The organism is Aeromonas sp. 75A, from assembly GCF_051919425.1.
GTDB classification, from domain to species: Bacteria; Pseudomonadota; Gammaproteobacteria; order Enterobacterales; family Aeromonadaceae; genus Aeromonas; species Aeromonas veronii.
The window spans coordinates 1,676,551-1,700,000 of record NZ_JBQBES010000002.1; the positions used below are offsets into that span (position 1 = coordinate 1,676,551).

Consider the following 23,450-nt stretch of genomic DNA (forward strand, 5'->3'; position numbering starts at 1 on the left):
ATCGCGAGATAGCGGCTTTTTTTGATTACATTTCCTGCAATAACAAGGGATTGCTTGCAACCACCGGCAACAAGGGGCAGATTTAACGCCAATTCATGGAGCCGATGCTCAGGTCTACCAACCCTTTCCAGCGCCAAGGATGCGACATGTTTACCTTTTCCCGAGGAGTTCTGCTGCTAGCCTTTCTGACAGTTCTCCCCCCCACTTATGCCAATGAAGAGCCCGCCATGCTGACAAGCGAACATCCAATCCAGCCGCCCGTGGCCGCCAAACATCCCCGCACTCTGAAAAAACACGGGGATACCCGCATCGACAACTACTACTGGCTGCGTGACGACGAGCGGCAGAAGCCCGAGGTGTTGGACTATCTCAAGGCCGAGAACGCCTATACCGAGGCCATGCTCAAGCCGACCCACCCCCTGCGCGAGCAGCTTTACAAAGAGATGGTCGCCCGCATCCCCCAGCAAGATGAGTCGGTACCCTATGTGAAGAACGGCTACCGCTACCAGACCCGCTATGAGCCGGGCAAGGAGTACGGGATCTATTCGCGCACCAAGCTCGGTGAAGAGCAGGCGAGCCTGCTGCTCGACAGCAACCTGCGGGCTGAAGGGCACGAGTTCTATGCCCTCGGCGCCCTTGAGGTGAGCCGCAATAACCGCTGGCTGGCGGTGGCGGAAGATTTCCTCTCCCGCCGTCAGTACCAGATCCAGTTCCTCGATCTGGAGAGCGGTCAGTGGGCCACCGACAAACTGGAAAATACCTCCGGCAATCTGGTGTGGGCCAACGACAACAAGACCGTCTTCTATGTGCGCAAGCACCCGCAGACCCTGCTGCCCTATCAGGTCTATCGCCATAGGCTAGGGACGGATCCGGCCACGGACAAGCTGGTCTATGAAGAGAAAGATGACTCCTTCTACGTCAGCCTCTACGCCACCACTTCGGAAGATTTCATCATTATCGCCCTCTCCAGCACCACCACAGGCGAAGCGCGGCTGATCGATGCCAACCAGCCGGAGCACGCCCCACGCCTGTTCCTGCCCCGTCAGGTGGATCACGAATACAGCCTGGATCACTACCGTGGCCGCTTCTATGTGCGCTCCAACAAGGACGGCAAGAACTTCGGCCTCTACGAGACCAAAGAGAGCCCGGTGGATCGCTGGAAGGCGGTGATCGCCCCCAATCCGGACGTGCTGCTGGAGAGCTACGCCCTGTTCAAGGATTGGCTGGTACTGGAAGAGCGCAACAAGGGGCTGACCCGACTGCGCCAGATCAACTGGCAGAGCGGTGACGAGAAGGAGATCGCCTTCGATGATCCCGCCTATGTCACCTGGCTCGCCTACAACCCGGAGCCGGATACCAGCGCCCTGCGCTATGGCTACTCCTCCATGACCACCCCCGCCTCCACCTATGAGCTGGATATGGCGAGCGGCAAGCGCACCCTGCTCAAGCAGCAACCGGTGGCCGGCTTCAAGGCCGACCAGTACGCCAGCGAGCGGCTCTGGGTGACCGCCCGCGACGGCGTATCGGTGCCGGTGTCGCTGGTCTATCGCAAGGACAAGTTCAAGAAAGAGCAGGCCGATGCGCCCAAGAATCCGTTGCTGGTCTATGGCTACGGATCCTACGGCGCCAGCATGGATCCCGACTTCAGCAGCTCGCGCCTGAGCCTGCTCGATCGCGGCTTCGTCTACGCCATCGCCCATATCCGGGGTGGCGAAGAGCTGGGCCGTCACTGGTACGAAGATGGCAAACTGCTGAAAAAGCAGAACACCTTCAATGACTTTATCGATGTCACCAAGGCGCTGGTTGAACAAGGCTACGGTGCCAAAGATCAGGTCTACGCCATGGGCGGCAGCGCCGGTGGTCTGCTGATGGGGGCCGTCATCAATCAGGCGCCCGAACTCTATCGCGGCGTGGTGGCGCAGGTGCCGTTCGTCGATGTGGTCACCACCATGCTGGACGAGTCCATTCCCCTCACCACCGGGGAGTATGACGAGTGGGGCAACCCGAACCAGAAGCGCTACTACGACTACATGAAGAGCTACAGCCCCTACGATCAGGTGAAGGCGCAAGCCTATCCCAACCTGCTGGTCACCACCGGGCTGCACGACTCGCAAGTGCAGTATTGGGAGCCCGCCAAGTGGGTCGCCAAGCTGCGCGAACTGAAGACGGATGATAACAAGTTGTTACTGAACACCGACATGGACGCCGGCCACGGCGGCAAGTCGGGCCGCTTCAAAGCCTACGAGGATATCGCGCTGGAATACGCCTTTATCCTGGATCTGGCCACCCCAGCCAACTGATCTCTCATGACTCCGGCCCTTGTCATTCAAGGGCCGCATAAGAATCCTCTCGTAGTTTTTCCCTCTTCCATTTCCCTTCATATCAAATTAATCTTCGGCAAGAAAATGAATGATCGAGGTCATGTTTCTCAAGATTTAACTCCGTTATTTTGCCATTTCGTTTGATTTATGTTGGGTGAATGTGCTTAATCGGAGTGCTTGCAACTTTTTATTTGGCCCCTCAGGGGCCAATTTATCTTCGACCGACAGGAGGTCGGTAGCCTCACCACAGGATGAGGGTGACTGCCGGAAAGGGGGTGATCAACTCCCCCGCTTTCGCGCAACGAGAAGAGCGGGCAAGCCCGGCGCAGAACGGGATTGCCATCAATTTATCCGGGGATCGGATAAACAAAATCAAAGAAAAGGGAGAAAAAATGAAAGGATTAACTTTGGCATGCGCCCTGTCGGCGGCTCTAGTCGGTGTCTCATTCGGTGGTCCGGTACAAGCGCAGGAGCGCTTCGTGACCATAGGCACCGGCGGTCAGACCGGCGTCTACTATGTCGCTGGCCAGTCCATCTGCCGCTTCCTCAATCGCGGCGCCGCCGATCACCAGATCAAGTGCAACGCCCCGGCCAGTGGCGGTGGTGTTGCCAACGTCAACGGCATCCGCAGCGGTGAATTCAACTTCGGCATCATGCAATCCGACCACCAGTTCAAGGCGATGAAGGGGCTGCCGCCGTTCCAGGCCGAAGGGGCCATGGACGATATGCGCGCCGTCTTCTCCCTGCAGAGCGAGGTGTTCACCATCCTGGCTCGCCGCGATGCCAAGATCGCCAGCTTCGACGATCTGAAGGGCAAGCGCGTCAACATCGGCAACCCGGGCTCCGGCCAGCGTGACACCATGGAAGAGATCATGGCGGTCAAAGGCTGGAAGAAGGGTGACTTCGGTCTGGTCTCCGAGCTGAAGCCGGCCGAACAGGCCTCCGCCCTCGGTGACAACAACATCGACGCCATGAGCTACTTCGTCGGTCACCCGAACGGCGCCATTCAGGAAGCCTCCACCACCACAGATGCGGTACTGGTACCTGTGACCGGCGCCGACATCGACAAGCTGCTGGCCGAGAAGAGCTACTACAGCAAGGCCGAGATCCCGGGCGGCATCTACAAGGGCAGCGACAAGCCGACCCCCTCCATCGGTGGCAAAGCGGTGCTCTCCACCAGCGCCAAAACCGATCCGGAAGTGGTCTATCAGCTGGTCAAGTCGGTGTTCGACAACCTGGATCGCTTCAAGCGCCTGCACCCTGCCTTTGCCGACCTGAAAGAGGCCGACATGATCAAGGTAGGTCTCTCTGCACCGCTGCATGAAGGGGCTGCCCGCTACTACAAAGAGCGCGGCTGGCTCTGATTGAAGGCCCCGGGGCCTTTGTCACTCTCTTCGGCACCCGTCTGCCGCCTGATTGCGGGGGCGGGTGTCGCTCTTGTTGTACTCGTTGGCACAAGTTAACCCTATGCAAGATAAACAACTCTCTACCGAGGAACTGATCGCCCAGGATGTGGGCGCTCGCCTGCCGCTGGGCATCATGGGCTGGCTCATCACAGCACTGGCGCTGGCCTGGTCCCTATTCCAGCTCTGGATCGCCTCGCCACTCCCCTTTATGGTGGGGTTTGGCGTACTCAATGACACCGAAACCCGCTCCATTCACCTCACCTTTGCCCTGTTGCTCGCTTTTCTGGTGTTCCCGGCATTTCGCTCCTCGCCACGGGATCGGGTTCCCCTCGGCGATATCGCTCTCGGTCTGATCGCTGCTGGCGCCGCCTCTTACCTGTTTGTGATGTATGAAGCACTGGCGCTGCGTCCCGGCACCCTCACCACCGCCGATCTGGTGACCGCCTGCATCGGCATTCCGCTGCTGCTGGAAGCGGCGCGCCGCGCCCTGGGGCCAGCACTGGCGGTCATCGCTATCGTCTTTCTGATCTACAGCCTGGCGGGCCCCTGGATGCCGGGACTGCTGGCACATCGCGGGGTAGGCTTTACCGCGCTGGCCAACCACCAGTGGATCACCACCGAAGGGGTGTTCGGCATTGCCCTTGGCGTCTCCACCAGCTTCGTGTTTCTGTTCGTGCTGTTCGGCGCCCTGCTGGAGCGGGCCGGTGCCGGTCACTACTTTATCCAGCTCGCCTTCAGCCTGCTCGGTCACCTGCGCGGCGGCCCGGCCAAGGCGGCAGTGGTCGCCTCCGGCCTGACCGGCCTGATCTCCGGCTCGTCGATTGCCAACGTGGTGACCACCGGCACCTTCACCATCCCGATGATGAAGAAGGTAGGCTTCAGTTCAGAGAAAGCGGGGGCGGTCGAAGTGGCCTCCTCGGTCAACGGCCAGATCATGCCGCCGGTGATGGGGGCTGCGGCTTTCCTGATGGTCGAATACGTGGGTATCCCCTATGTGGAGATCATCAAGCACGCCTTCCTGCCTGCCGCCATCTCCTACATAGCGCTGCTCTACATCGTCCATCTGGAGGCGCTGAAACTGGGCATGCAGCCCATCGGCAACCATCAACCCAAACCCTGGCTGCGTCGCCTGACCGGTTTTGCCTTTGGCGCGGCCCTCATCAGCGGCCTGTCGCTGGCGGTCTACTATGGCCTCGGCTGGCTCAAACCTGCACTGGGTGACTACGCCCTGCCGGGGATCTCGGTACTGCTGGCTGCCACCTATGTGGCCCTGTTGAAGATCGCCGCCAGCAATGAACCGCTGCCTGCCGAAGATCCCGACAAGCCGCTCACCGAGCTGCCCAACACCCGCGCCGTGCTGCTCTCCGGCCTGCACTTCCTGCTGCCGGTGGTAGTACTGGTATGGTGCCTGATGGTGGAACGCCTCTCGCCGGGGCTGTCGGCCTTCTGGGGTACCGTGATGCTGGTGATCATCCTGCTGACTCAGCGCCCGCTGCTCAACTGGCTGCGCAAGGACGGCAAGCACGACTACGGAACCGTCGCTGACGGCGTGGTGGATCTGCGGGAAGGGCTGGTCGCAGGTGCCCGCAACATGATCGGTATCGGCATTGCCACCGCCACCGCGGGGATTATCGTGGGTGCGGTCTCCCAGACCGGGGTTGGTCTGGTGCTGGCTGATCTGGTGGAGTTCCTCTCCATGGGCAACCTGCTGCTGATGCTGCTGCTGACCGCCCTGCTGAGCCTGATCCTTGGCATGGGGCTGCCCACCACCGCCAACTACATCGTGGTGTCCAGCCTGCTGGCACCGGTGGTGGTGACGCTGGGGCAGCAAAACGGGCTGATCGTGCCGCTGATCGCGGTGCACCTGTTCGTCTTCTACTTCGGCATCATGGCGGATGTGACGCCACCGGTGGGGCTGGCCTCCTTCGCGGCAGCCGCTGTCTCCAAGGGCGATCCCATCAAGACCGGGATCACCGCGTTCTACTACAGCCTGCGTACCGCAGCGCTGCCGTTCCTGTTTATCTTCAACACCGATCTGCTGCTGATCGACGTGGACTTCGCCCACGGGGTGCTGATCTTCATCGTGGCGACCATCGCCATGCTGATCTTCGCCGCCGCCACTCAGGGCTGGTTCCTGGTGAAGAGCCGCTGGTACGAGAGCGTGCTGCTGTTGCTGGTCGCCTTTACCCTGTTCCGCCCGGGTTTCTGGATGGACATGGTGCACGACCCCTATCGCGAGACCCCGCCTGCCCAGCTGGCCCAAACCATGGGTGAAGTGGAGGCGGAGAGCACCCTGCGGCTGCGGATCCTCGGTGAAGATGCCGTGGGCAAGCCACGCAAGTTCACCCTGCTGGTCGCCGTACCGGATGGGGCAAATGGCGAAGAGCGGCTGGCCAATCTGGGGCTCAGCCTCTATGAGCAGGACGGCAAGACGCTGATCGACAACGTCGCCTTTGGCAGCCCGGCCGCCACCATGGGACTGGAGTTCGATCAGGAGATCCTCACCGTCAAGGCGCCGACCGAGCGCTGGACCAAGGAGTGGATGTGGATCCCGGGCTTCCTGCTGTTCGGGGCGATCGTCTGGCTGCAGCGTCGCCGCAGCGTCAAGGCCGGTTAATCCACCGGGCAGATGATACAGAGGGCCGCTATTGCGGCCCTCTTTTTATTGCCTTGTTATTGCCTTGCCCTCTGCGGCTCTTGCGATGAGCAACAATCATGGAAAAAGATAAACGGTGGCGAGCGGCCAAAAAAGTGGGGTGACATGTCCATGTCACCCCCTCGCAAATAGCATGTTCCATATTGGAGTCCGGCCACGCCGGGTCTCTGTTTCACTTTCCGATAGTTCGCGACCCATCTGAAGTGCGCGCCAATTGCAGCAATGCAACTGGCCAGCTACCCGTTACAACCTTCGTCCACACGGCAGACAAGCCGCCGTGTTTGTCCTTGCAGCTGAAATATTACGCATAAAAACAAAATAAAAAACGTTTTTATGCTAACTCCATTCACATAAGAGTACAAAAAACAGCCTTGTCATCACCACTAAATTGTTATAAAACAGTAAGATATATTCATGCATGGTTATTCACCCGCAAGGGGCATCAGCAATGGCTTACAAGGCTTTGCGAGATCTCGCACAAAAAATGGCCGCCTCACAGCCAACGGCGCAGTGGCAACCAGTCGCTCAGGCGGGCTATCAGTCGCCTTGACCACCCCTCGGGTTTGCGCGGCAATCCACCCGCCTGCTCCTGCCAGTGAGCCAGCCACGTTCGCAGCGCCTCGCAGATCGGCGGGCAATGCAAATGCAGCATCAGTTCGGTATTGAGAAACAGCGAGCGGGGATCGAGGTTGAGGCTGCCAAACAGCGCCCGCACCTCCCCCAGCAGGATCAGCTTGGCGTGCAGGCTGCCGTGGCCGTGGTCAAACTCGGCGACCCGGATCCCGCGCCGCAGCAACCAGCCGAGATAACGCTGATAGGCGCCATAGACCAGCGGCACATCGGTGCTGGCCAGCGAGTTGGTGAGAATGTCGATGGAAAACCCCTGCTGGCGCAGCCGCGCCAGACGGTGCCGAAACCCGCGAGTAAGGATGAGGTAAGGGGTCACCAGCCCCAGCGAGCCGGGATTGTCAGCCAGCTGGCGCCAGAGCTGACGGGCAGTGGTGGGACGGGAGATCAGCCCCTTGCCGGGACGGTCGAACCACACCTCTGCCCGCCCCTCGTGCCACTGCAGCGGTACATCGCTCTCGTCAAACAGCGCCGCGGGCAGATCGTAGACCGTCGCTACCGCCGGATCCGTCATGGTGAACAGGAAGTCGTTGACCACCTCTATTTCGGCGGGCAGCAGCTCGCGGCGCAGTAGATGGCGGATGGGGTGACTCCAGCGGCTGTGCCAGAACTGCTCGAACCCCTGCACCATCTGCTGACACAGCCCCCCCTGACAGGCGAGATCGAGATCCACGAAGGGGGCTTGCGGATCCAGACCGAAGTAGCGATCACCTATGTTGCGCCCGCCGATCAGCGCCAGCTTGCCATCCACCAGCAGCAGTTTGTTGTGCATCCGGTGGTTGATGCGGCGAAAGCTGAGCAGCCCCTCCAGCAGCAATGCCAGCGGGCGCCAACCCCGCAGCCAGAAGGGGTTGAACAGCCGCACCTCGATCCCGGGGTAGTGAGCCACCATCTCCAGAAAGCGGTTGTCACCGGCATAGAGATCATCCACCAGCAGCTGCACCTTGACGCCGCGCCGGGCGGCGTGAAGCAGCTCGCTCAGCAGCAGCTTGCCGCTGCTGTCCTCCTCCCAGCTGTAGTACTGCGCCTGGATCCGCTCGCGGGCATGACGGATCCAGTGGCAGCGCACCTTGAGCGCCAGCAGGGGATCGTCGATCAGGGCAAAGGATCCGGAGATCATGGTGTCATCCTGCTGTCATGGCCGGGTGTCATAACGCTGGCGAGCCTCTTCACATATTCAAAAGGAGTTGCTGATGGAACTGCATGATACCCCGATGTTGCGCTATCTGGGCCAGCTCAGCCAGCCAGATCTCATCCCGGCCACCGGCCCTGCTCAGTGGTTTTTGCAACACAGGGACGGTGGCTGGCAATTGCCGACCGTGCAGGCGACCCTGCCGGTCAACCGGCTCAGGGCTGAGCCGCTTCGATAGCGGCAACCTTGCCCTCGATCTGGGGCAGGCTGAAACGATAGGCCACGTAGTACTTGTAGATGGTGCCGACATAGTTGATCGGCCCCTGTCCGACTTCGTTGGCTACCAGCTGATCCACGTTACCGAACCAGACGTTGGGATCGAGCCCCAGCTTCTCCGCCTTGCCTCGCAGCGCCTGCACCCGGTTCGGCCCGGCGTTGTAGGCGGCGAGGGCAAACAGGTGGCGGTTGAGCCGATCCAGCTTGGGATCATTGAAGTAGGTATCGAGGATCAACCGCATGTAGCGGCAGGCGGCCTCTACATTTCCCTCCAGCGTGGTGAGTCTGGTGCCGTTGATGCCGACCTCCCGCCCCGTACTGGGCAGCAGCTGCATGAGGCCCACGGCCCCCTTGGGCGAGCGCGCCTTGGGATTGAGGCCGGACTCCTTGTAGCCAAGCGCCGCCAGCATCAGCCAGTCGAGATCGTATTGATTGGCGTACTTCTCCAGCACTTTGCGAATGGTCGCGAGGCGCCCCATAGGATCCGGCGCCAGGATATTGCTCATCTGATCGCTGCGAACCAGCAAGCGGCGCAGGGTCATGTCGCTGTAAAGGCTGTTGCGGCTGACACTCGCCAGATAGCCATTGACCGCCTTGAGCAGCTCGGGGCTGTTCTTGCGCAGCGCCCAGGCGCTGGTGCCATTGCTGCGCAGGGGGATCAGCTTGTGGGCCTTGAGGCCGGAGATCATGCCACCCAGCCAGATCCGCCCCTTGTAGCTGTCAGTCACCGTCAGGGGAATAATGCCTGCGGCCACCATCTCCAGCAGATCGCCATCCTGTAGATATTCGGGCACCGTTTCGATATAGACGGGGGGCAACCCCAGCTCGCGAAACAACCAGTTGAGCTGGCGCAGACTCTCGTAGTAGCTGGAGCTGGCACGTACCCAGACCCGCCTGCCGGAGAGCTGGGTAATGCGGCTGAAGGCGGGCAGGCTCTGCTGGCTCACCACCCACTCCTCGATGGATGAAATGAGCGGCCGGGAGAAGGCCACCTGTTCACGCCGGGTCGGGGTCACCGTCATGGTTGCAGCCACCAGATCGCCACGCCCCTCGGTCAGATAGTCCAGCAGCTTGTCCTGACGCACCGGGATGTAGACCACCTTGAGTTTGACCTTCTCTTTGGCGAGATAGGTCTTGTTCAGCCAGCGCTCGAACCCTTGCAGCTGATTGACCAGAATGCCGTACTGGGCGCCGCGATCGAGAAAGTAGAAGCCGCGCTCATAGACCACCAGAGCCCTGAGTTCGCGCTTTTGCAGAATGCTTTCGAGGTCCCCGGGTTGGGGCAGACGCTGTGGCTTGAGTTCAGCCGCCAGCAGGGGAAAACAGCAGAGGGCCAGCAGAGCCCAGATCCAGCGTCGCATCACGATGGCTGCCCCTGTGCTGACGTCACACCTGCTGCCTGTTGGCAGCACGGATCACGATAGAGGGTGGGATTGGGGGCAGAGATCCATCGCTGCGTCATGATGTTTACGCCTTCTGTTGGCCGACTCGCGCCGGGCAAAACGTCTGTGGGATAGAGTAACTATAGAACGCCGACCCACAGCAGAAGGGTCAACACGGCAGGCAAACCTGCCGCGTTATCAGACAACTCAGATAGAGCGGGCCCGCATTTCGAAAATCAGTTTTTCGGCGGTGCAGGTGAATTGCAGGCGGGCTTTCAGGATCACGCCGTTGGCGCCCTGGGTCAGTTCGCTGCTCACTTGAGCTTCGGCGGTGACCTGTTTGGCCAGTGCTTCATAGGCAGCCAGCTTGGCGCGGGCATCAGCCTCGGCAGCGGCTTCAATCACCAGATCCATCACATCGTCGCCTTCGCCGATGATGGTGCCGATCTCGGCAAAACAGCCGCAGCTGTCACAGGTTTCGTTCAGTTCAACTTTCTCGTCTACAGACATTTTCTACTCCTACTGCTTATTTCGGATGATTTGCGTCGTCACGCATCGCCTTGCGAAAATCTTTGATGGCGGTACCCAGATCCTCACCTGCACTGGCAAGACGCTTGCTGCCGAAGACCAGCACAACAACCAGCAAGAGGATCAACATATGCCAGATATGAATTCCACCGAGTCCCATAGGGATACTCCCTCACAAAGAGATATCTGTTACTTGTATCAAAATAGAGCGCAGGGATTGTTGGGCAAAATCAAGGCAGGTGCAAGTGAGCAAATAAATCATAGCCAAAAATAGGGCGACCCAAAGGTCGCCATATTGATTGTGCTACATGTCCCCTCAACCGCTACATCCTGTACCAGTGGTTCATGCGAACCTGAGACCATTCGAGGATAAGATCGCCAAGATATGAAAACAAATGGTATAAATTCATCTTAGAATTGAAGAGGATTCATACCATGCTGCTGGAACAACTGGGTCGCATCGACCTCAATTTGCTGATTATCCTGCAGGTGCTGCTGGAGGAGCGCAACGGCAGCAAGGCGGCACGCCGTCTTCATCTGAGCCAGTCCGCCGTCAGCAAAGCCCTCGGCCGTCTGCGCGATACCTTCAATGATCCCCTCTTCATCCGCTCTGCCTACGGGCTGGAACCCACCGGCCGTGCCCTTGCACTGCAGCAGCAGTTGCAACCCATCCTGCTGTCGCTGGACAACCTGATCCAGCCGCCCGAGTTCGACCCCGCCAGCTCGGAGCGAGAGTTCGTCATCGCCAGCATGGACAGCGCCTTTACCCTGTTTGCCCCGCTCTACCTGAGCGAGCTGAAGCGGCAGGCACCAAGGATCCGCTTGCGTTACGAGGAGTGGACCGAGAACAGTCTGACCGAGATGAGTCAGGGACAGGTGGACATCGCCTTCGCGGTGCGAGAGAACTGCATCAGCTCCGATTATCGGCTCGATACCCTGCCCGACAGCATCTGTCAGCGAGTGCTGGCGGTCGATGACCTCACCTGTCTGGTGCAGCAGCACCACCCTGCGCTGCGAGAGCCCAACTGGAATCTGGAGCACTACCTCAGTTATCCCCATGTGCAGACTTACTGCGAGGGGCGGGACCGCTGGATGCTGGATCACAAGCTGGCAGAGCAGGATCTCTACCGACGTATCGAGGCAACCGTGCCCTCCTTCGAGGCGGCGCTGCGGATGGGGATGCACTCCGACATGATAGTGACGCTCTCCCGGCTCTACGCCCGCCACGCCACCCAGGTCTATCCGCTGTTGCAGCTGCCGCTGCCCATCGGGTTGGACAGCATCTCCCATCTGCTCATCTGGCATCAGCGTCACAGCGAGGATCCGGGCCACCGCTGGCTGCGGGAGCTGCTGCTGTCCCTCATCATGAGCAAACTGGAACCTGCAGCGACCACTCACGGGTGACGGCACGCCTTCTCGGCAACAAAAAAGAACGGGGCTCTGCGTAGCCCCGTTTCATTCACTTCAAGATGTAAACCGCTCAGCCCTGACCGGTCACCGTCAGATAGTGATGTACCCCGTCCAGCAACATCTGGACCGAGATCATCACCAGCAGCATGCCCATCAGCCGCTCCACCGCAGTGAGTCCCCGCTCACCCAGCAGCTTGTTGAATACCTCGTAGAACATCAGGATCACCGCGCTGGCGGCCCAGGCCATAAAGAGCGCCAGCGACCAGTCCACCATCCGGCTGGGCTCCTGATTGGCCAGCAGCATCAAGGAGGCGAGGATCGAGGGACCGGCGATCATCGGGATCGCCATCGGCACCAGGAAGGGCTCCTCGCCCGCCGCCAGCCCGGTCACGCCCCCCTCACTCGGGAAGATCATCTTGATGGCGATCAGGAACAAGATGATACCCCCCGCAATGCTGACCGCCTCCTGCCGCAGGTTGAGGAAACCGAGGATCTGCTGACCGACGAACAGGAACAACATCATGATGGCCAGCGAGAAGAGCAGCTCGCGCACCATCACCTTGCGACGTCGTTTGGGATCGATATGACGCAGGATAGAGAGGAAGACCGGCAGGTTGCCCAGCGGGTCCATGATCAGAAACAGCATGACTGCGGCAGAGAAAGTATCCATACAACGCCCGGGCTACGCCCTGAATAGGGAAAAGAGAGGGGGCGAAATATAGCAAAGGGCGAAGAATTGAGCGAGCGCCATGATGCGCTCGCAGCGGGATTAACCGTGGTTGCAGATCTTGTCGGCGCGGGTCTGAAAACCCTCGGCCGAGTCGATGAATTTGCCACGGGCGGCCAGAAAGTCGATCAGCGCTTCCGCATCCATCTCGCTGGCGCTGCAGGTATGAAAACGTGCCTCGGCACCGAACCGCTCGGCCATCGCCTGTTTCAGGCTGGCACGGGTAAATTGCCCCCCTTGTGCCAGCATCATCTCCATCACTTCGTGACCATGAACCGATTGCGACATCTCTCACCTCAATAATGAACATATTTAATGCCAATTAAATATCTCCCCGCCCGGAGGGATCTTGATATAGGCCAATAAATTGCGCATTTCCTGGTCAGGGGAGTGGTCACCGCCACCGCTTTGTCGATAATGTGGCAACCCGCGTCAGGGATCGCTACACTGGCGCCCCTTTTTGGCCATCGCAGACAATGTATAAGGATATTGGCGTCATGCTGTTCCATGGAGAGGCTCTCAAGCCTTGGCAGATCTGGACCCGCCGACCACTCTGGCTCAAGACCCTGATCGGCATGCTGACAGGGGTGGGTCTGGGCGTCGGCTTTGAAGAGCAAGCCCTGCTGCTCAAGCCCCTTGGCGTCTTGTTCGTCAACACCATCCAGATGCTGATGGTGCCTCTCATTTTCTGTTCGGTCATCGCTGGCCTCACCTCGCTGCTCAAGGGCAAGGCCCTCGACCGCATCGGCAGCAAGGCGATCTGCCTCTACTTCTGCTCGACCGCCATCGCCATCTGCATCGGCCTGATGATGGGCTGGCTGCTGGAGCCCGGCATGGGCGCCGACATGGGCCCCTATGAGCGTATCGGCATGTCGGAACCACCCACCCTGGCCAGCGTGCTGAGCCATCTGGTGCCGAGCAACCCGGTACAGGCGATGGTGGATGGCAAGATCCTGCAAGTAATTGTCTTTGCGGTGGCGCTGGCGGTCGCCCTCAATGCCAGCGGTCGCCGTGGCCGCCCCGCCATCCTCTTCTTCACCTCGCTGGCCGAGGGGATGTTCAAGCTGACCCAGATGGTGATGGCGCTCGCCCCTTACGGTGTCTGCGCCCTGATGGCCTGGATGACCGGCAAGTACGGTCTCGACCTGCTGCTGCCGCTGCTCAAGGTGATCGGCGCCGTCTACCTCGGCTGCCTGCTGCACGTGCTCGGGGTCTATAGCACCCTGCTGCTCCTGCTGGCACGGCTCAATCCACTGCACTACTTCAAGAGCATCGTTGACGCCCAGGCGGTTGCGTTTACCAGCAGCTCCAGCAACTCCACCCTGCCCATCAGTCTGGCCTGCGCCGAGAAGCGGCTGGGAGTCTCCCCCGCCATCACCGCCAAGGTGCTGCCCATCGGCGCCACCATCAACATGGATGGCACCGCCCTCTATCAGGGAGTGACTGCGCTGTTCGTAGCTCAGGCGTTCGGGGTGGATCTGCACATGGTCGATTACCTGACCATCATCAGCATCGCCACCCTGGCCAGTATCGGCACCGCAGGCACCCCGGGCACCGGGTTGATGCTGCTGACCCTGACCCTGACGGCGGTGGGCTTGCCGCTGGAAGGGGTGGCACTGATTGCAGGCATTGACCGGATCCTCGACATGGCGCGCACCACGGTCAATGTTTCGGGGGATATTCTGGTGTCGGTTCTGATCGCCCGCAGCGAAAACGAGCTGGATCTGGCGACCTATCACGATGCCAGCGCAGGGGAAGATATCGAGTTCCCGCCGCGCTAGCGGAAGAGAGATCAGCTGTCGTGGGGATCGTGATGACAGCGCCAGCAGACGTCGAAGTTGGCGCCGTTCTCCTCCCCGCACTGGCCGCACAGCCAGCCGTTTCCCTGACGCTGCTGGTAACGCTCGATGACCCGTCCTGCCTTGCTGCGATCCTCGGCCCGCACCATCAGGGTCACCTGCAACATGTCGACCGGCAGCTCGCCAAGGGCGCCCGACAGCCCCTCGCCATTGAGGCGCACCAGCACCCCTTCCGCCTCCAGCGCCCCTTTCAACGCGTGTGCCTCCAGGGTGTGTGAGGCGCGATAGAGATTGATCCAGTTATCCATAGCTCCCCCTTACAACAACTTGTCGATGCCAAACTCGGCGCCATTTTCAATCATGAAATCGATGAATGCCCGCAACTTGCGCGGCATCAGTTGCCGCTCCGGAAACAGCAAATAAATCGGCACCCTGGGTTGCTGCCACTCTGGCAGCAGGATCACCAGCTCGCCGCTGGCCAGCTCATCCTGACAGAGCATAGCGGGTAACGAGGCCAACCCCAGCCCCGCCTTCGCAGCCTCCCGGGCACAGGTAATATTATTGACCCGAAAACGGGATGGGGGGTCAACCAGCACCTCTCTGCCATCCAGCTCGAAGCACCAGTGAGAGGCGAGAAACCCGCTGCTCACCGTCACTCGCTCGTGGTTGGCCAGATCCTCCGGCCGCTCGATGACCGGACTACGGGCCAGATAGTCCGGGCTGGCACAGAGCAGCCGCCCGGTGCTCCAGAGTCGGCGTGCAGCCAGATTGGAGTCGCTCATGTCGCCAATCCGCACCACCGCATCCAGCCCTTCGCTGATGGGGTCCACCACCCGGTTGGTCAGCTCCAGCTCCACCTGCAAGGCGGGATAAGCCTGCAAAAACTTGGCGACCAGGCGCCCGACCACCAGTTGCCCCGTCTCGATGGGTACCGCCAGTTTGAGGGTGCCGGTCACCTCCTGCTGGCTGGCGCTCAGCATCAGCTCGGCTTCGGTCAGAGCATCGACCGCCTTGCTGCAGTGCAGGTAGTACTTCTCCCCCTCCTCGGTCAACGTGAGCTGACGGGTGGAGCGATAGAGCAGACGCACTCCGAGCCGCTGTTCCAGTTCGGCGATGCGGCGGCTGACCATCGCCTTGGTCATCCCCAGCTCGCGGGCGGCCCCCGTAAACGAGCCCTTGTCGACGATACGCACCAGAATTAACGCGGCATTGAGATCCATTGTTGCACCAGTGAAACTGTATATCTCGTGAACCAATACTAATCGAAACAGTTGACCAGTGTTAGCCTGCGCCCCTTAAGTTCAGGAATCACAAAAATGAGTCAACACAAAAAAATTCCCCTGCTGGCAGCCATGATATTGGCGCTGCTCGGTCTGCTGTTCGCCGGTTACTGGTATCTTCACGGCCGCTATTTTGAAAGCACCGACAACGCCTATCTGCAAAGTGAAGTGACCGGGATCAGCTCCAAGCTGCCCGGCTATATCCGCGAAGTGCTGGTCACCGACAACCAGCCGGTCAAAGCGGGCCAACTGATCGCCCGGCTCGATGATCGCGAATACAAAACCAGGGTCGCGGAGGCCGAAGCCGACCTGCGCCTCAATCAGGCGACGGCCGAAAATCTGGCCGCCACCCGCACCCAACAACTGAGCCTGATCCAGCAGGCCGAGGCCAAGGTCGCCTCCGCCAATGCCGAACAGCTGCGCGCCAGCCAGCAGGTCAACCGGATCAGTCAGCTCAACCAGCGCCACTACAGCTCGCAAGACAGTCTGGACGAGGTGCGTGCCGGTCTGCAGGTCAACCAGGCGCAAGCTAGGGAGGCCCAAGCCGCCCTGCAGGCGGCCCGTGAGCGACTGCTGGTACTGGATGCCGAACGCAAACAGAATCTGGCCAAGCTGGCATTGAGCGAAGCACAACTGGAGCAGGCCAAGCTGGAGCTAGGTTATACCGAGCTGCGGGCACCGGCCGATGGCATCATCGGCAAGCGCAGCCTGCGGGAAGGGCTCTACGTCCAGTCCGGTATGCAGGTCGCCAGCCTGGTGCCGCTGCAGCAGGTGTGGGTCGAGGCCAACTTCAAGGAGACCCAGCTCGCCCATATGCAGCCGGGCCAGAAGGTCGAAGTGGTACTCGATGCCTACCCGGATCAACCGGTCGAGGGGATCATCGACAGCCTGGCTCCGGCGACCGGCGCCAAGTTCGCTCTGCTGCCGCCGGAGAATGCCACCGGCAACTTCACCAAAATCGTGCAGCGGGTGCCGGTGAAGATCCGCATCCCCGAGCCGGGCCCGCTGGCAGGCAAGCTGCTGCCGGGTCTCTCGACCGAAGTGATCGTGGATACCCGCACTCCTGATCCCGTGGTGGCTGCCAACTGATGGAACCCATTCCACGTCGCAACTGGATCGCGGTCATGGGGGGCCTTATCGGCGCCTTCATGGCCATCCTCGATATCCAGATCACCAATGCCTCCCTGAAGGACATTCAGGGGGCCCTGTCGGCCACCCTGAGCGAGAGCTCCTGGATCTCCACCTCCTATCTGGTGGCGGAGATGATCGCCATCCCCCTGAGCGGCTGGTTGAGCCGAGGGTTGAGTGTGCGCCGTTACCTGCTCTGGACCACCGGCGCGTTTATCGCCGCCTCCGTGCTCTGCTCGTTCAGCTGGAACCTCACCAGCATGATCGTCTTCCGGGCGCTGCAAGGCTTCACTGGCGGGGCGCTGATCCCGATGGCCTTTTCCCTCATCGTCACCCTGTTGCCGCTACAGAAACGGGCCACCGGCATGGCGCTGTTTGGCCTCTGCGCCACCTTCGCCCCCGCCATCGGCCCGACCCTCGGTGGCTGGCTCACCGAGCAGATGTCGTGGCACTACATCTTCTATCTCAACGTGCCGCCAGGATTGCTGGTGATGGCCATGCTGGCCCACGGGCTGGATAAAAAACCGGTGGACTGGGCCGTGATCAAGCGGGTAGACCTCATCGGCATCGTCACCATGGCGCTTGGCCTCGGCTTGCTGGAGGTGGTACTGGAAGAGGGCAACCGGGAAGACTGGTTCGGCTCAAGCTTCATCGTGCGACTGGCAGTCATTTCGGCGGTGGCGCTGGTGTTCTTCATCATCAGCCAGCTGATCCGCCGTCACCCGCTGGTCAATCTGCAGCTGCTGCACAACCCGCGCTTCGCGCTGGCCTGCTTCGCCTATCTGATCCTCGGCATGGCGTTGATGGGCTCCATCTATGTGCTGCCGCTCTACATGACCCAGATCCACAACTACAACGCGCTGGAAATCGGCGAGGTACTGATGTGGATGGGGCTGCCGCAACTGCTGGTGCTGCCGTTGGTGCCCAAGCTGACCCACAAGATAGACCCGCGCTATCTGGTGAGCTTCGGCTTCCTGATCTTCGCCGTCAGCTGCTTTATGAACGTCAACATGAGTGCCGACTACGCCGGGCCGCAGCTGATCCATTCGCTCATCGTGCGAGCGCTGGGACAGCCCTTCATCATGGTGCCGCTCTCCCTAGTCGCCACCGCCAGCCTGAGCCACGATGAGATCCCCTCCTCCTCGACCCTGCTCAACGTGCTGCGCAACCTGGGTGGTGCGTTCGGTATCGCCATCATCGCGACCATGCTCGATAACGATACCCGCACCCATGTGCTGCAGATTGGCAGCACTCTGGCCGCCAGCAGTATCGAGGGGCAAAACTATCTGCTGCAACTGGCCCAGAGCATGATGGCGCAGGGTTCAGGCCCCGAGATTGCCCAGCAGCAAGCCCACGCCATGCTGGCCAATACCATCAACCGGGAAGCGGCCATCATGGCCTACAACCAGGTGTTCTACATCATGGGGATCTTCTTGCTGATCGCCAGCGGCCTGATGTTGTTGCTCAAATCCCCCGCCCCACGGGCAGCGGATGCCGAACCGCTAGAGGCGTGAAAAACGCCGGGCATAAAACGAAAACGGGCCAATGCCCGTTTTTCGTTATCTGATACCTGTCCTCAACTGTATGGCGTTATCCCGCCAACGATCCCGCAATCAGGAATTGCGCGGCGAAGTAGCTACTCATCACCCAGGCGCGGGCGTGGGGAAAGGGGCGGCGGAAGCGATCGAGCGCCAGCATGCTGTCGGAGAAGAGGAACATCAGCGCCCCCACCAGAGCGGCGGCAGAACCGGCAGTGAGAGAGGCGTGCCAGGCACCAGCGGCCACCCAGGCCATGCCGATGATCACCAGCATGTAGCAGAAGACCGGGATCCGCATCTCCCCCAGCTTGCCCCACAGCAGGCCGAATACCATGCCGGCGATCAGCAACAGCAGCAAACCATCCACCAGATTGAGCAACAATGGCCCCTGGGCAAAGCCGACGATATAGCAGAGATGCGCGACAAGAAATGCCGCCAACCCCTGAATGAAGCGATCACTTGGCAGCATCAGCAGCACATCGCCCGCCAGCGAGAGGCAGAGGCCGAGCAGGATCCAGGCGTGTGAACCATCGTGGTCATAACTCTGGTAGCCGAACGCCAACGCGATGATAAGCAGCATGGTCAGCGGCTTGCTGATATAGAACTGGCGGCTGTCTGAACCGTAGGCAGCACGGATGTGCCACCAACCTGAAGCGATGATCAAGAAACTCAATAACATGCCCTGCTCCTCACCTGTTGCTCGCAGTCATACGGCAACCGTTTTTATCATGGTGCAGGGTAACAAATTCCCTACCCCAGTGGCAGGGGTGCTGATCAAATGGACAGACTAAGCCTAAAGTCTAATTGCCGCCCCGAGTGGTTCAGGGCATAAGTGACGGGTCTGGAGGATCACCATGGAAGAAGCTATGAAAAACTATCTGCCCGCCATCGATATCATGATGTGCCATCTGGGGATCAGCTTTGAGCAGGCCTGCGAACAACTGGGTCTCAGCCAGCAGGAGCAACAGGCACTGGATCAGTTGCAGCAACAGCAGAGCCAAGCCAACTAAGCCCTCCCGTTATTGGATATCATGATGTGCCATCTGGGGATCAGCTTTGAGCAGGCCTGTGAACAACTAGGTCTCAGCCAGCAGGAGCAACAGGCACTGGATCAATTGCAGCAACAGCAGAGCCAAGCCAACTAGTCCGTTCTAACATGCATACCAAAGAGAAGACCGCCAGCAGGCGGTCTTCTCTTTTAGTCTCTGTGATAACCAGACGGCATCATGCAATGCCTGCCAGCAGGCGACTCCAGTTGCGTTTACCTGCGATAAAGCCATCCCGCAGGGCCCGGTACTCCAGTTGCAGCTTGAAACGGTCATAGCGCGCCAGCGCCTTGCGCTTGCGCAGCTCCAGCAGCCGCTTGCGACTGGCGTAATAGTGTTGTAGCTGCTGACTCAGCTTGTCGTACTCCTCCTGCAGCAGCGCCTGCCACAGCTCGCGATCTTCCTGCTTGCGCAACTTGGCTTGTGCCCGTTTCAGCTGCATCTGCAGTCGAGCTTGTTCGATACGCTCCTCCGGCGAGGATCTGAGATCCCCCGCCAGACCACACCAGGAGGCGAGCCGGATCAACCACTTGGTCGGATCGAACTGCCACCAGTGAATGCCGTTGCGGTAGTCATTCTCGAACAGGTGGTGAAAGTTGTGATACCCCTCGCCAAAGGTGAAAAAGGCCAGGATGCCGTTATCGCGAGCGGTATTGCGGTCAGTATAGGGCTGACTGCCCCAGATATGGGCCAGCGAGTTGATGAAGAAGGTGGTGTGGTGAGTCATCACCATTCTCAGCACCCCCGCCAACAGCAGCATGCCGAGCAAGTCCCCGTGCCACAGGCCGAGCAGCAGCGGCAGCCCCAGATTGGCCGCCAGCGCTAGCGTCAGATAGTGACGGTGCTGAAACGCGATCACCGGGTTGTTCTGCAGGTCTCGCACATTGCTGTAATCGCCATAGCGATCTCCCTGATGCTCACGCAGCATCCAGCCGATGTGGGAATACCAGAAGCCGCGCCCCGCGCTGTAGGGGTCTTTGTCGTTGTCATCCACATGACGATGATGACGGCGGTGATCGGCCGACCAGTGCAGGGCCGAATTCTGAAGCGCCAACGCACCGCCGATGGCAAACAACCACTGCAAAGCGGGGTGCGCCTTGTAGGCCTTGTGCGACCAGAGCCGGTGATAGCCTGCGGTGATGGAGAGACCACTCAGGCAGAACAACAACAGGAAACTGGCCCACTGCCAGAGATCGTAACCGTGGCTCACGCCGTACCAGGGCACGACAATCAACGCCACTATCCCAGAGAGGGAGAACAGCAGGGTATTGGTGAAAATAATGGGGGGTCTGGCCATCTCATTGCATCCTTTCAGCGAACAGCTGTTAGCCATTTTCTATGGTGATTTCCTCACGGTCAATGGTAAAAAAGTAGGATACAAACCTGATCCTGAGGCGCCTTCGGGTTATCATTTGGCCTCAATAAGCTGAAGGTGACTGATTTCGTGGGTATTCGCGCTCAACAAAAAGAAAAAACCCGGCGTACATTGATCGATGCTGCATTCAGCCAACTGTGCGCCAATCGGAGTTTCTCCAATCTCAGCCTGCGGGAAGTCGCTCGTGAAGCGGGTATCGCTCCTACCTCTTTCTATCGCCACTTTCGCGATATGGAGGAACTGGGCCTGACCCTGGTTGACGAAGGAGGTCTTACCCTGCGCCAACTGATGCGACAGGCACGCCAGCGCATTGCCGGTGGTGGCAGTGTCATCAGCACCTCGGTGCAAACCTTTATGGAGTTCGTCGAGAACAACCCCAACATCTTTCGGCTGCTGCTACGGGAACGCTCTGGCACCTCGGCCGCCTTTCGTCAGGCGGTGGCTCGCGAAATCCAGCACTTCATTGCCGAGCTAACCGATTATCTGGAAGCCACCACCGAAGCACCACGGGAAGATGCCTACATCCAGGCAGAAGCCATGGTTACCATCGTCTTCAGTGCCGGTGCCGATGCGCTCGACATGACCAGCGAAGAGTGCCGGGCACTCTCCGACCGAACAATTCGCCAACTGCGGATGATCGCCATGGGCGCCGAGGTACAAAACCAGAAGCGCCGTGAACCTCACCCATGACCACAGGATGGAGAACGATATGACTGAACAGCTTATGATCCCGAAAAAACCGCTCGCCATGGCCATGCTGATTGGTATCTGTGGCGATGCCTCTCTGGCCGTGCTGACCAACTCGGTTGTGCCTTTCTCCTTCTTCCCACTGATTGCCCTCTGGCTGGCGGCCTATCAGCTGTTCCAGCACTATCGCCATGAACCCATGGTGGGCAACACCCCCATCTGCACCCTGCTCTGCTTCTTTATCGGTGTCTTCGGCCACTCCGCACTGCTCAAGGTGCAATACCCGGAGCTTGGCAGCAACTTCTTCTCCCTGATCATGATGCTGCTGTTACTGGCAGCCCTCTCCATCAAGCTCGGCCTGAGCATTGGCAACAAAGAGAAGCCCTGATAAATCGACCGAGTGATGGTAATCAGTTGATAGATAAAGCAAAGAGGCCTTCCCGACGGGAAGGCCTCTTTGCTTGAACGGTACCTGATTAATCCGGCAATCTCGGTATTCCCAACCTAGCCAAGCTGCTGGGCTTCAAGATCGATGTGCTGATGGAAGAGGGGGTGGTCAATATGGAACTGCCCTGTAATAGGCAAGCGGCACAAACCTGATTTGGCCGCCTCTAGACTCGCCCAAGTGACCTCAAATGAAGCTGACAAAGCTCGAATATAGCCAGAAAATGGTGGAAATAACCGGCTATCTGGCACTCTTACTTGGCAGGGAAAAGCCAGATATTGGTGGTTTAAGGCGCTAAAAATACAAAAAACCGGTCATGAGACTGGGCTTTGTGTTGGTTCTGGTGTGCAAATCTGTGGGTCTTATGGACAAAATCGCCCATAGCAAAAAGGCCTTCCCATCTGGGAAGGCCTTCAAATTAGTGGCGGAGCGGACGGGACTCGAACCCGCGACCCCCGGCGTGACAGGCCGGTATTCTAACCGACTGAACTACCGCTCCGCATTCGGTTAGCTTGCGCTAAATTGTTTGCCGCGTCAGTGAGGTGTCATCCTCGCAGCCAGTGATGTGATTCTTCACATCGCTGTTTAATTGGGTGCCTGGCAGTGTCCTACTCTCGCATGGCGAATGCCACACTACCATCGGCGCTACCGCGTTTCACTTCTGAGTTCGGCATGGGATCAGGTGGTTCCACGGCGCTATGGCCGCCAGGCAAATTCTTAATCTAGAAAGCTGACGTGAATAACGACTTGATCATTATCATTGAATTAGTAGTTCGCTTAGGTTTGCTACAAGCCTTAGAACACTTCTTGGGTGTTGTATGGTTAAGCCTCACGGGTAATTAGTATGGGTTAGCTCAACACGTCACCGCGCTTACACACCCCACCTATCAACGTTGTGGTCTCCAACGGCCCTTTAGGACCCTCAAGGGGTCAGGGATGACTCATCTCAGGGCTCGCTTCCCGCTTAGATGCTTTCAGCGGTTATCGATTCCGAACTTAGCTACCGGGCAGTGCCACTGGCGTGACAACCCGAACACCAGAGGTTCGTTCACTCCGGTCCTCTCGTACTAGGAGCAACTCCCTTCAATCATCCAACGCCCACGGCAGATAGGGACCGAACTGTCTCACGACGTTCTGAACCCAGCTCGCGTACCACTTTAAATGGCGAACAGCCATACCCTTGGGACCGACTTCAGCCCCAGGATGTGATGAGCCGACATCGAGGTGCCAAACACCGCCGTCGATATGAACTCTTGGGCGGTATCAGCCTGTTATCCCCGGAGTACCTTTTATCCGTTGAGCGATGGCCCTTCCATTCAGAACCACCGGATCACTATGACCTACTTTCGTACCTGCTCGACCTGTCCGTCTCGCAGTTAAGCTGGCTTATGCCATTGCACTAACCTCCTGATGTCCGACCAGGATTAGCCAACCTTCGTGCTCCTCCGTTACTCTTTGGGAGGAGACCGCCCCAGTCAAACTACCCACCAGGCACTGTCCGCGAGCCCGATTCAGGGCCCTGCGTTAGAACATCAAACATACAAGGGTGGTATTTCAAGGACGGCTCCAGCGCAACTGGCGTCACGCCTTCAAAGCCTCCCACCTATCCTACACATGTAGGTTCAATGTTCAGTGCCAAGCTGTAGTAAAGGTTCACGGGGTCTTTCCGTCTAGCCGCGGGTACACC

21 protein-coding genes, 1 tRNA gene and 2 rRNA genes (1 of these 24 running past the window's edge) are annotated in these 23,450 nt (G+C 59.4%); 11 read left to right on the plus strand and 13 right to left on the minus strand.

Annotated features, from left to right (window positions below; translation table 11 throughout):
• Window positions 1-146: 146 nt before the first annotated feature.
• The 3 genes from ACTG2T_RS07665 to ACTG2T_RS07675 all read left to right on the plus strand — a co-directional run bounded on the left by ACTG2T_RS07665 (window position 147) and on the right by ACTG2T_RS07675 (window position 6,344).
• On the plus strand, window positions 147-2,300 hold the full coding sequence (locus ACTG2T_RS07665) for a S9 family peptidase (protein WP_330125386.1): 2,154 nt from the start codon (window positions 147-149) through the stop codon (window positions 2,298-2,300).
• 413 nt (window positions 2,301-2,713) lie between these two features.
• On the plus strand, window positions 2,714-3,685 hold the full coding sequence (locus ACTG2T_RS07670) for a TAXI family TRAP transporter solute-binding subunit (protein WP_005339950.1): 972 nt from the start codon (window positions 2,714-2,716) through the stop codon (window positions 3,683-3,685).
• Window positions 3,686-3,788: 103 nt separating this feature from the next.
• Window positions 3,789-6,344, plus strand: coding sequence for a TRAP transporter permease (locus tag ACTG2T_RS07675; RefSeq protein ID WP_005357644.1), 2,556 nt, complete (start codon window positions 3,789-3,791; stop codon window positions 6,342-6,344).
• Between the two features lie 532 nt (window positions 6,345-6,876).
• Here ACTG2T_RS07675 and ACTG2T_RS07680 read toward each other — a convergent pair.
• Complete coding sequence (locus ACTG2T_RS07680; RefSeq protein WP_330125385.1) at window positions 6,877-8,130, minus strand: phospholipase D-like domain-containing protein; 1,254 nt, start codon at window positions 8,128-8,130, stop codon at window positions 6,877-6,879.
• Window positions 8,131-8,203: 73 nt separating this feature from the next.
• On the opposite strand from ACTG2T_RS07680, the gene ACTG2T_RS07685 reads away from it, so the two are divergent.
• Window positions 8,204-8,380, plus strand: a complete 177-nt coding sequence (locus ACTG2T_RS07685; RefSeq protein WP_323888192.1) for a hypothetical protein — start codon at window positions 8,204-8,206, stop codon at window positions 8,378-8,380.
• Here ACTG2T_RS07685 and ACTG2T_RS07690 read toward each other — a convergent pair.
• The 3 genes from ACTG2T_RS07690 to tatA form a co-directional block, all read right to left on the minus strand.
• Window positions 8,358-9,779 (minus strand): lytic transglycosylase F, encoded by a 1,422-nt coding sequence (locus ACTG2T_RS07690; protein WP_323888215.1) that lies wholly within the window; start codon window positions 9,777-9,779, stop codon window positions 8,358-8,360. The genes ACTG2T_RS07685 and ACTG2T_RS07690 overlap by 23 nt on opposite strands.
• 228 nt (window positions 9,780-10,007) lie before the next feature.
• Window positions 10,008-10,310 carry a YfcZ/YiiS family protein gene (locus ACTG2T_RS07695; RefSeq protein ID WP_005339945.1) on the minus strand — a complete coding sequence of 101 codons (303 nt, stop codon included), beginning with the start codon at window positions 10,308-10,310 and terminating at the stop codon, window positions 10,008-10,010.
• A gap of 16 nt (window positions 10,311-10,326) precedes the next feature.
• Window positions 10,327-10,488: a twin-arginine translocase TatA/TatE family subunit gene (tatA, locus tag ACTG2T_RS07700; RefSeq protein WP_005339944.1), complete on the minus strand. Its 162-nt coding sequence runs from the start codon at window positions 10,486-10,488 to the stop codon at window positions 10,327-10,329.
• Window positions 10,489-10,763: 275 nt separating this feature from the next.
• Here tatA and ACTG2T_RS07705 point away from each other — a divergent pair, with 275 nt between their 5' ends.
• The gene (locus tag ACTG2T_RS07705) at window positions 10,764-11,732 is read left to right on the plus strand and encodes a LysR family transcriptional regulator (protein WP_005357635.1); all 969 of its coding nucleotides are present in this window, start codon (window positions 10,764-10,766) and stop codon (window positions 11,730-11,732) included.
• Between the two features lie 76 nt (window positions 11,733-11,808).
• Here the strand turns inward: ACTG2T_RS07705 and ACTG2T_RS07710 are convergent, their stop codons facing one another.
• Complete coding sequence (locus ACTG2T_RS07710) at window positions 11,809-12,408, minus strand: YhgN family NAAT transporter (protein ID WP_330125383.1); 600 nt, start codon at window positions 12,406-12,408, stop codon at window positions 11,809-11,811.
• 99 nt (window positions 12,409-12,507) lie between these two features.
• Window positions 12,508-12,753: a YecH family metal-binding protein gene (locus ACTG2T_RS07715; RefSeq protein WP_005357633.1), complete on the minus strand. Its 246-nt coding sequence runs from the start codon at window positions 12,751-12,753 to the stop codon at window positions 12,508-12,510.
• A 209-nt stretch (window positions 12,754-12,962) separates the two neighbouring features.
• Here ACTG2T_RS07715 and ACTG2T_RS07720 point away from each other — a divergent pair, with 209 nt between their 5' ends.
• Window positions 12,963-14,246, plus strand: coding sequence for a dicarboxylate/amino acid:cation symporter (locus tag ACTG2T_RS07720; protein ID WP_040069539.1), 1,284 nt, complete (start codon window positions 12,963-12,965; stop codon window positions 14,244-14,246).
• Window positions 14,247-14,257: 11 nt separating this feature from the next.
• Here ACTG2T_RS07720 and ACTG2T_RS07725 read toward each other — a convergent pair whose 3' ends face one another.
• Window positions 14,258-14,572 carry a putative signal transducing protein gene (locus tag ACTG2T_RS07725; RefSeq protein WP_005339933.1) on the minus strand — a complete coding sequence of 105 codons (315 nt, stop codon included), beginning with the start codon at window positions 14,570-14,572 and terminating at the stop codon, window positions 14,258-14,260.
• Window positions 14,573-14,581: 9 nt separating this feature from the next.
• A complete protein-coding gene (locus ACTG2T_RS07730) occupies window positions 14,582-15,484 on the minus strand; it encodes a LysR family transcriptional regulator (RefSeq protein WP_019444678.1) in 903 nt (300 codons plus the stop codon).
• A gap of 96 nt (window positions 15,485-15,580) precedes the next feature.
• Between ACTG2T_RS07730 and ACTG2T_RS07735 the strand changes: the two genes are divergently transcribed.
• Complete coding sequence (locus ACTG2T_RS07735; protein WP_005348510.1) at window positions 15,581-16,633, plus strand: HlyD family secretion protein; 1,053 nt, start codon at window positions 15,581-15,583, stop codon at window positions 16,631-16,633.
• Window positions 16,633-18,186: a DHA2 family efflux MFS transporter permease subunit gene (locus ACTG2T_RS07740; RefSeq protein ID WP_330125382.1), complete on the plus strand. Its 1,554-nt coding sequence runs from the start codon at window positions 16,633-16,635 to the stop codon at window positions 18,184-18,186. The genes ACTG2T_RS07735 and ACTG2T_RS07740 overlap by 1 nt, the downstream gene beginning before the upstream one ends.
• A 76-nt stretch (window positions 18,187-18,262) precedes the next feature.
• Here the strand turns inward: ACTG2T_RS07740 and ACTG2T_RS07745 are convergent, their stop codons facing one another.
• Window positions 18,263-18,889, minus strand: coding sequence for a lysoplasmalogenase (locus ACTG2T_RS07745; RefSeq protein WP_005348507.1), 627 nt, complete (start codon window positions 18,887-18,889; stop codon window positions 18,263-18,265).
• 175 nt (window positions 18,890-19,064) lie between these two features.
• Between ACTG2T_RS07745 and ACTG2T_RS07750 the strand changes: the two genes are divergently transcribed.
• Window positions 19,065-19,220: a hypothetical protein gene (locus ACTG2T_RS07750; protein ID WP_005348505.1), complete on the plus strand. Its 156-nt coding sequence runs from the start codon at window positions 19,065-19,067 to the stop codon at window positions 19,218-19,220.
• A 214-nt stretch (window positions 19,221-19,434) separates the two neighbouring features.
• On the opposite strand, the gene ACTG2T_RS07755 is transcribed toward ACTG2T_RS07750, so the two are convergent.
• Complete coding sequence (locus ACTG2T_RS07755; RefSeq protein WP_330125381.1) at window positions 19,435-20,553, minus strand: fatty acid desaturase; 1,119 nt, start codon at window positions 20,551-20,553, stop codon at window positions 19,435-19,437.
• Window positions 20,554-20,700: 147 nt separating this feature from the next.
• Between ACTG2T_RS07755 and fabR the strand changes: the two genes are divergently transcribed.
• Entirely contained in the window at window positions 20,701-21,321 is a 621-nt protein-coding gene (gene fabR, locus ACTG2T_RS07760; RefSeq protein WP_005339921.1) for an HTH-type transcriptional repressor FabR, read from the plus strand.
• A gap of 19 nt (window positions 21,322-21,340) precedes the next feature.
• The gene (locus tag ACTG2T_RS07765; protein WP_005339919.1) at window positions 21,341-21,706 is read left to right on the plus strand and encodes a YijD family membrane protein; all 366 of its coding nucleotides are present in this window, start codon (window positions 21,341-21,343) and stop codon (window positions 21,704-21,706) included.
• A 479-nt stretch (window positions 21,707-22,185) separates the two neighbouring features.
• Here the strand turns inward: ACTG2T_RS07765 and ACTG2T_RS07770 are convergent.
• The 3 genes from ACTG2T_RS07770 to ACTG2T_RS07780 form a co-directional block, all read right to left on the minus strand.
• A tRNA-Asp gene (locus ACTG2T_RS07770) sits at window positions 22,186-22,262 on the minus strand.
• A gap of 96 nt (window positions 22,263-22,358) precedes the next feature.
• A 5S ribosomal RNA gene (gene rrf / locus ACTG2T_RS07775) occupies window positions 22,359-22,473 on the minus strand.
• Window positions 22,474-22,581: 108 nt separating this feature from the next.
• Window positions 22,582-23,450 (minus strand): 23S ribosomal RNA (locus tag ACTG2T_RS07780); it runs 2,021 nt beyond the window's last position.

Coding starts and splice junctions, on each gene's coding strand:
- ACTG2T_RS07665 (WP_330125386.1), top strand. CDS start 147: ATGTTTACCTTTTCCCGAGGAGTTCTGCTGCTAGCCTTTCTGACAGTT.
- ACTG2T_RS07670 (WP_005339950.1), top strand. CDS start 2,714: ATGAAAGGATTAACTTTGGCATGCGCCCTGTCGGCGGCTCTAGTCGGT.
- ACTG2T_RS07675 (WP_005357644.1), top strand. CDS start 3,789: ATGCAAGATAAACAACTCTCTACCGAGGAACTGATCGCCCAGGATGTG.
- ACTG2T_RS07680 (WP_330125385.1), bottom strand. CDS start 8,130: ATGATCTCCGGATCCTTTGCCCTGATCGACGATCCCCTGCTGGCGCTC.
- ACTG2T_RS07685 (WP_323888192.1), top strand. CDS start 8,204: ATGGAACTGCATGATACCCCGATGTTGCGCTATCTGGGCCAGCTCAGC.
- ACTG2T_RS07690 (WP_323888215.1), bottom strand. CDS start 9,779: ATGCGACGCTGGATCTGGGCTCTGCTGGCCCTCTGCTGTTTTCCCCTG.
- ACTG2T_RS07695 (WP_005339945.1), bottom strand. CDS start 10,310: ATGTCTGTAGACGAGAAAGTTGAACTGAACGAAACCTGTGACAGCTGC.
- tatA (WP_005339944.1), bottom strand. CDS start 10,488: ATGGGACTCGGTGGAATTCATATCTGGCATATGTTGATCCTCTTGCTG.
- ACTG2T_RS07705 (WP_005357635.1), top strand. CDS start 10,764: ATGCTGCTGGAACAACTGGGTCGCATCGACCTCAATTTGCTGATTATC.
- ACTG2T_RS07710 (WP_330125383.1), bottom strand. CDS start 12,408: ATGGATACTTTCTCTGCCGCAGTCATGCTGTTTCTGATCATGGACCCG.
- ACTG2T_RS07715 (WP_005357633.1), bottom strand. CDS start 12,753: ATGTCGCAATCGGTTCATGGTCACGAAGTGATGGAGATGATGCTGGCA.
- ACTG2T_RS07720 (WP_040069539.1), top strand. CDS start 12,963: ATGCTGTTCCATGGAGAGGCTCTCAAGCCTTGGCAGATCTGGACCCGC.
- ACTG2T_RS07725 (WP_005339933.1), bottom strand. CDS start 14,572: ATGGATAACTGGATCAATCTCTATCGCGCCTCACACACCCTGGAGGCA.
- ACTG2T_RS07730 (WP_019444678.1), bottom strand. CDS start 15,484: ATGGATCTCAATGCCGCGTTAATTCTGGTGCGTATCGTCGACAAGGGC.
- ACTG2T_RS07735 (WP_005348510.1), top strand. CDS start 15,581: ATGAGTCAACACAAAAAAATTCCCCTGCTGGCAGCCATGATATTGGCG.
- ACTG2T_RS07740 (WP_330125382.1), top strand. CDS start 16,633: ATGGAACCCATTCCACGTCGCAACTGGATCGCGGTCATGGGGGGCCTT.
- ACTG2T_RS07745 (WP_005348507.1), bottom strand. CDS start 18,889: ATGTTATTGAGTTTCTTGATCATCGCTTCAGGTTGGTGGCACATCCGT.
- ACTG2T_RS07750 (WP_005348505.1), top strand. CDS start 19,065: ATGGAAGAAGCTATGAAAAACTATCTGCCCGCCATCGATATCATGATG.
- ACTG2T_RS07755 (WP_330125381.1), bottom strand. CDS start 20,553: ATGGCCAGACCCCCCATTATTTTCACCAATACCCTGCTGTTCTCCCTC.
- ACTG2T_RS07765 (WP_005339919.1), top strand. CDS start 21,341: ATGACTGAACAGCTTATGATCCCGAAAAAACCGCTCGCCATGGCCATG.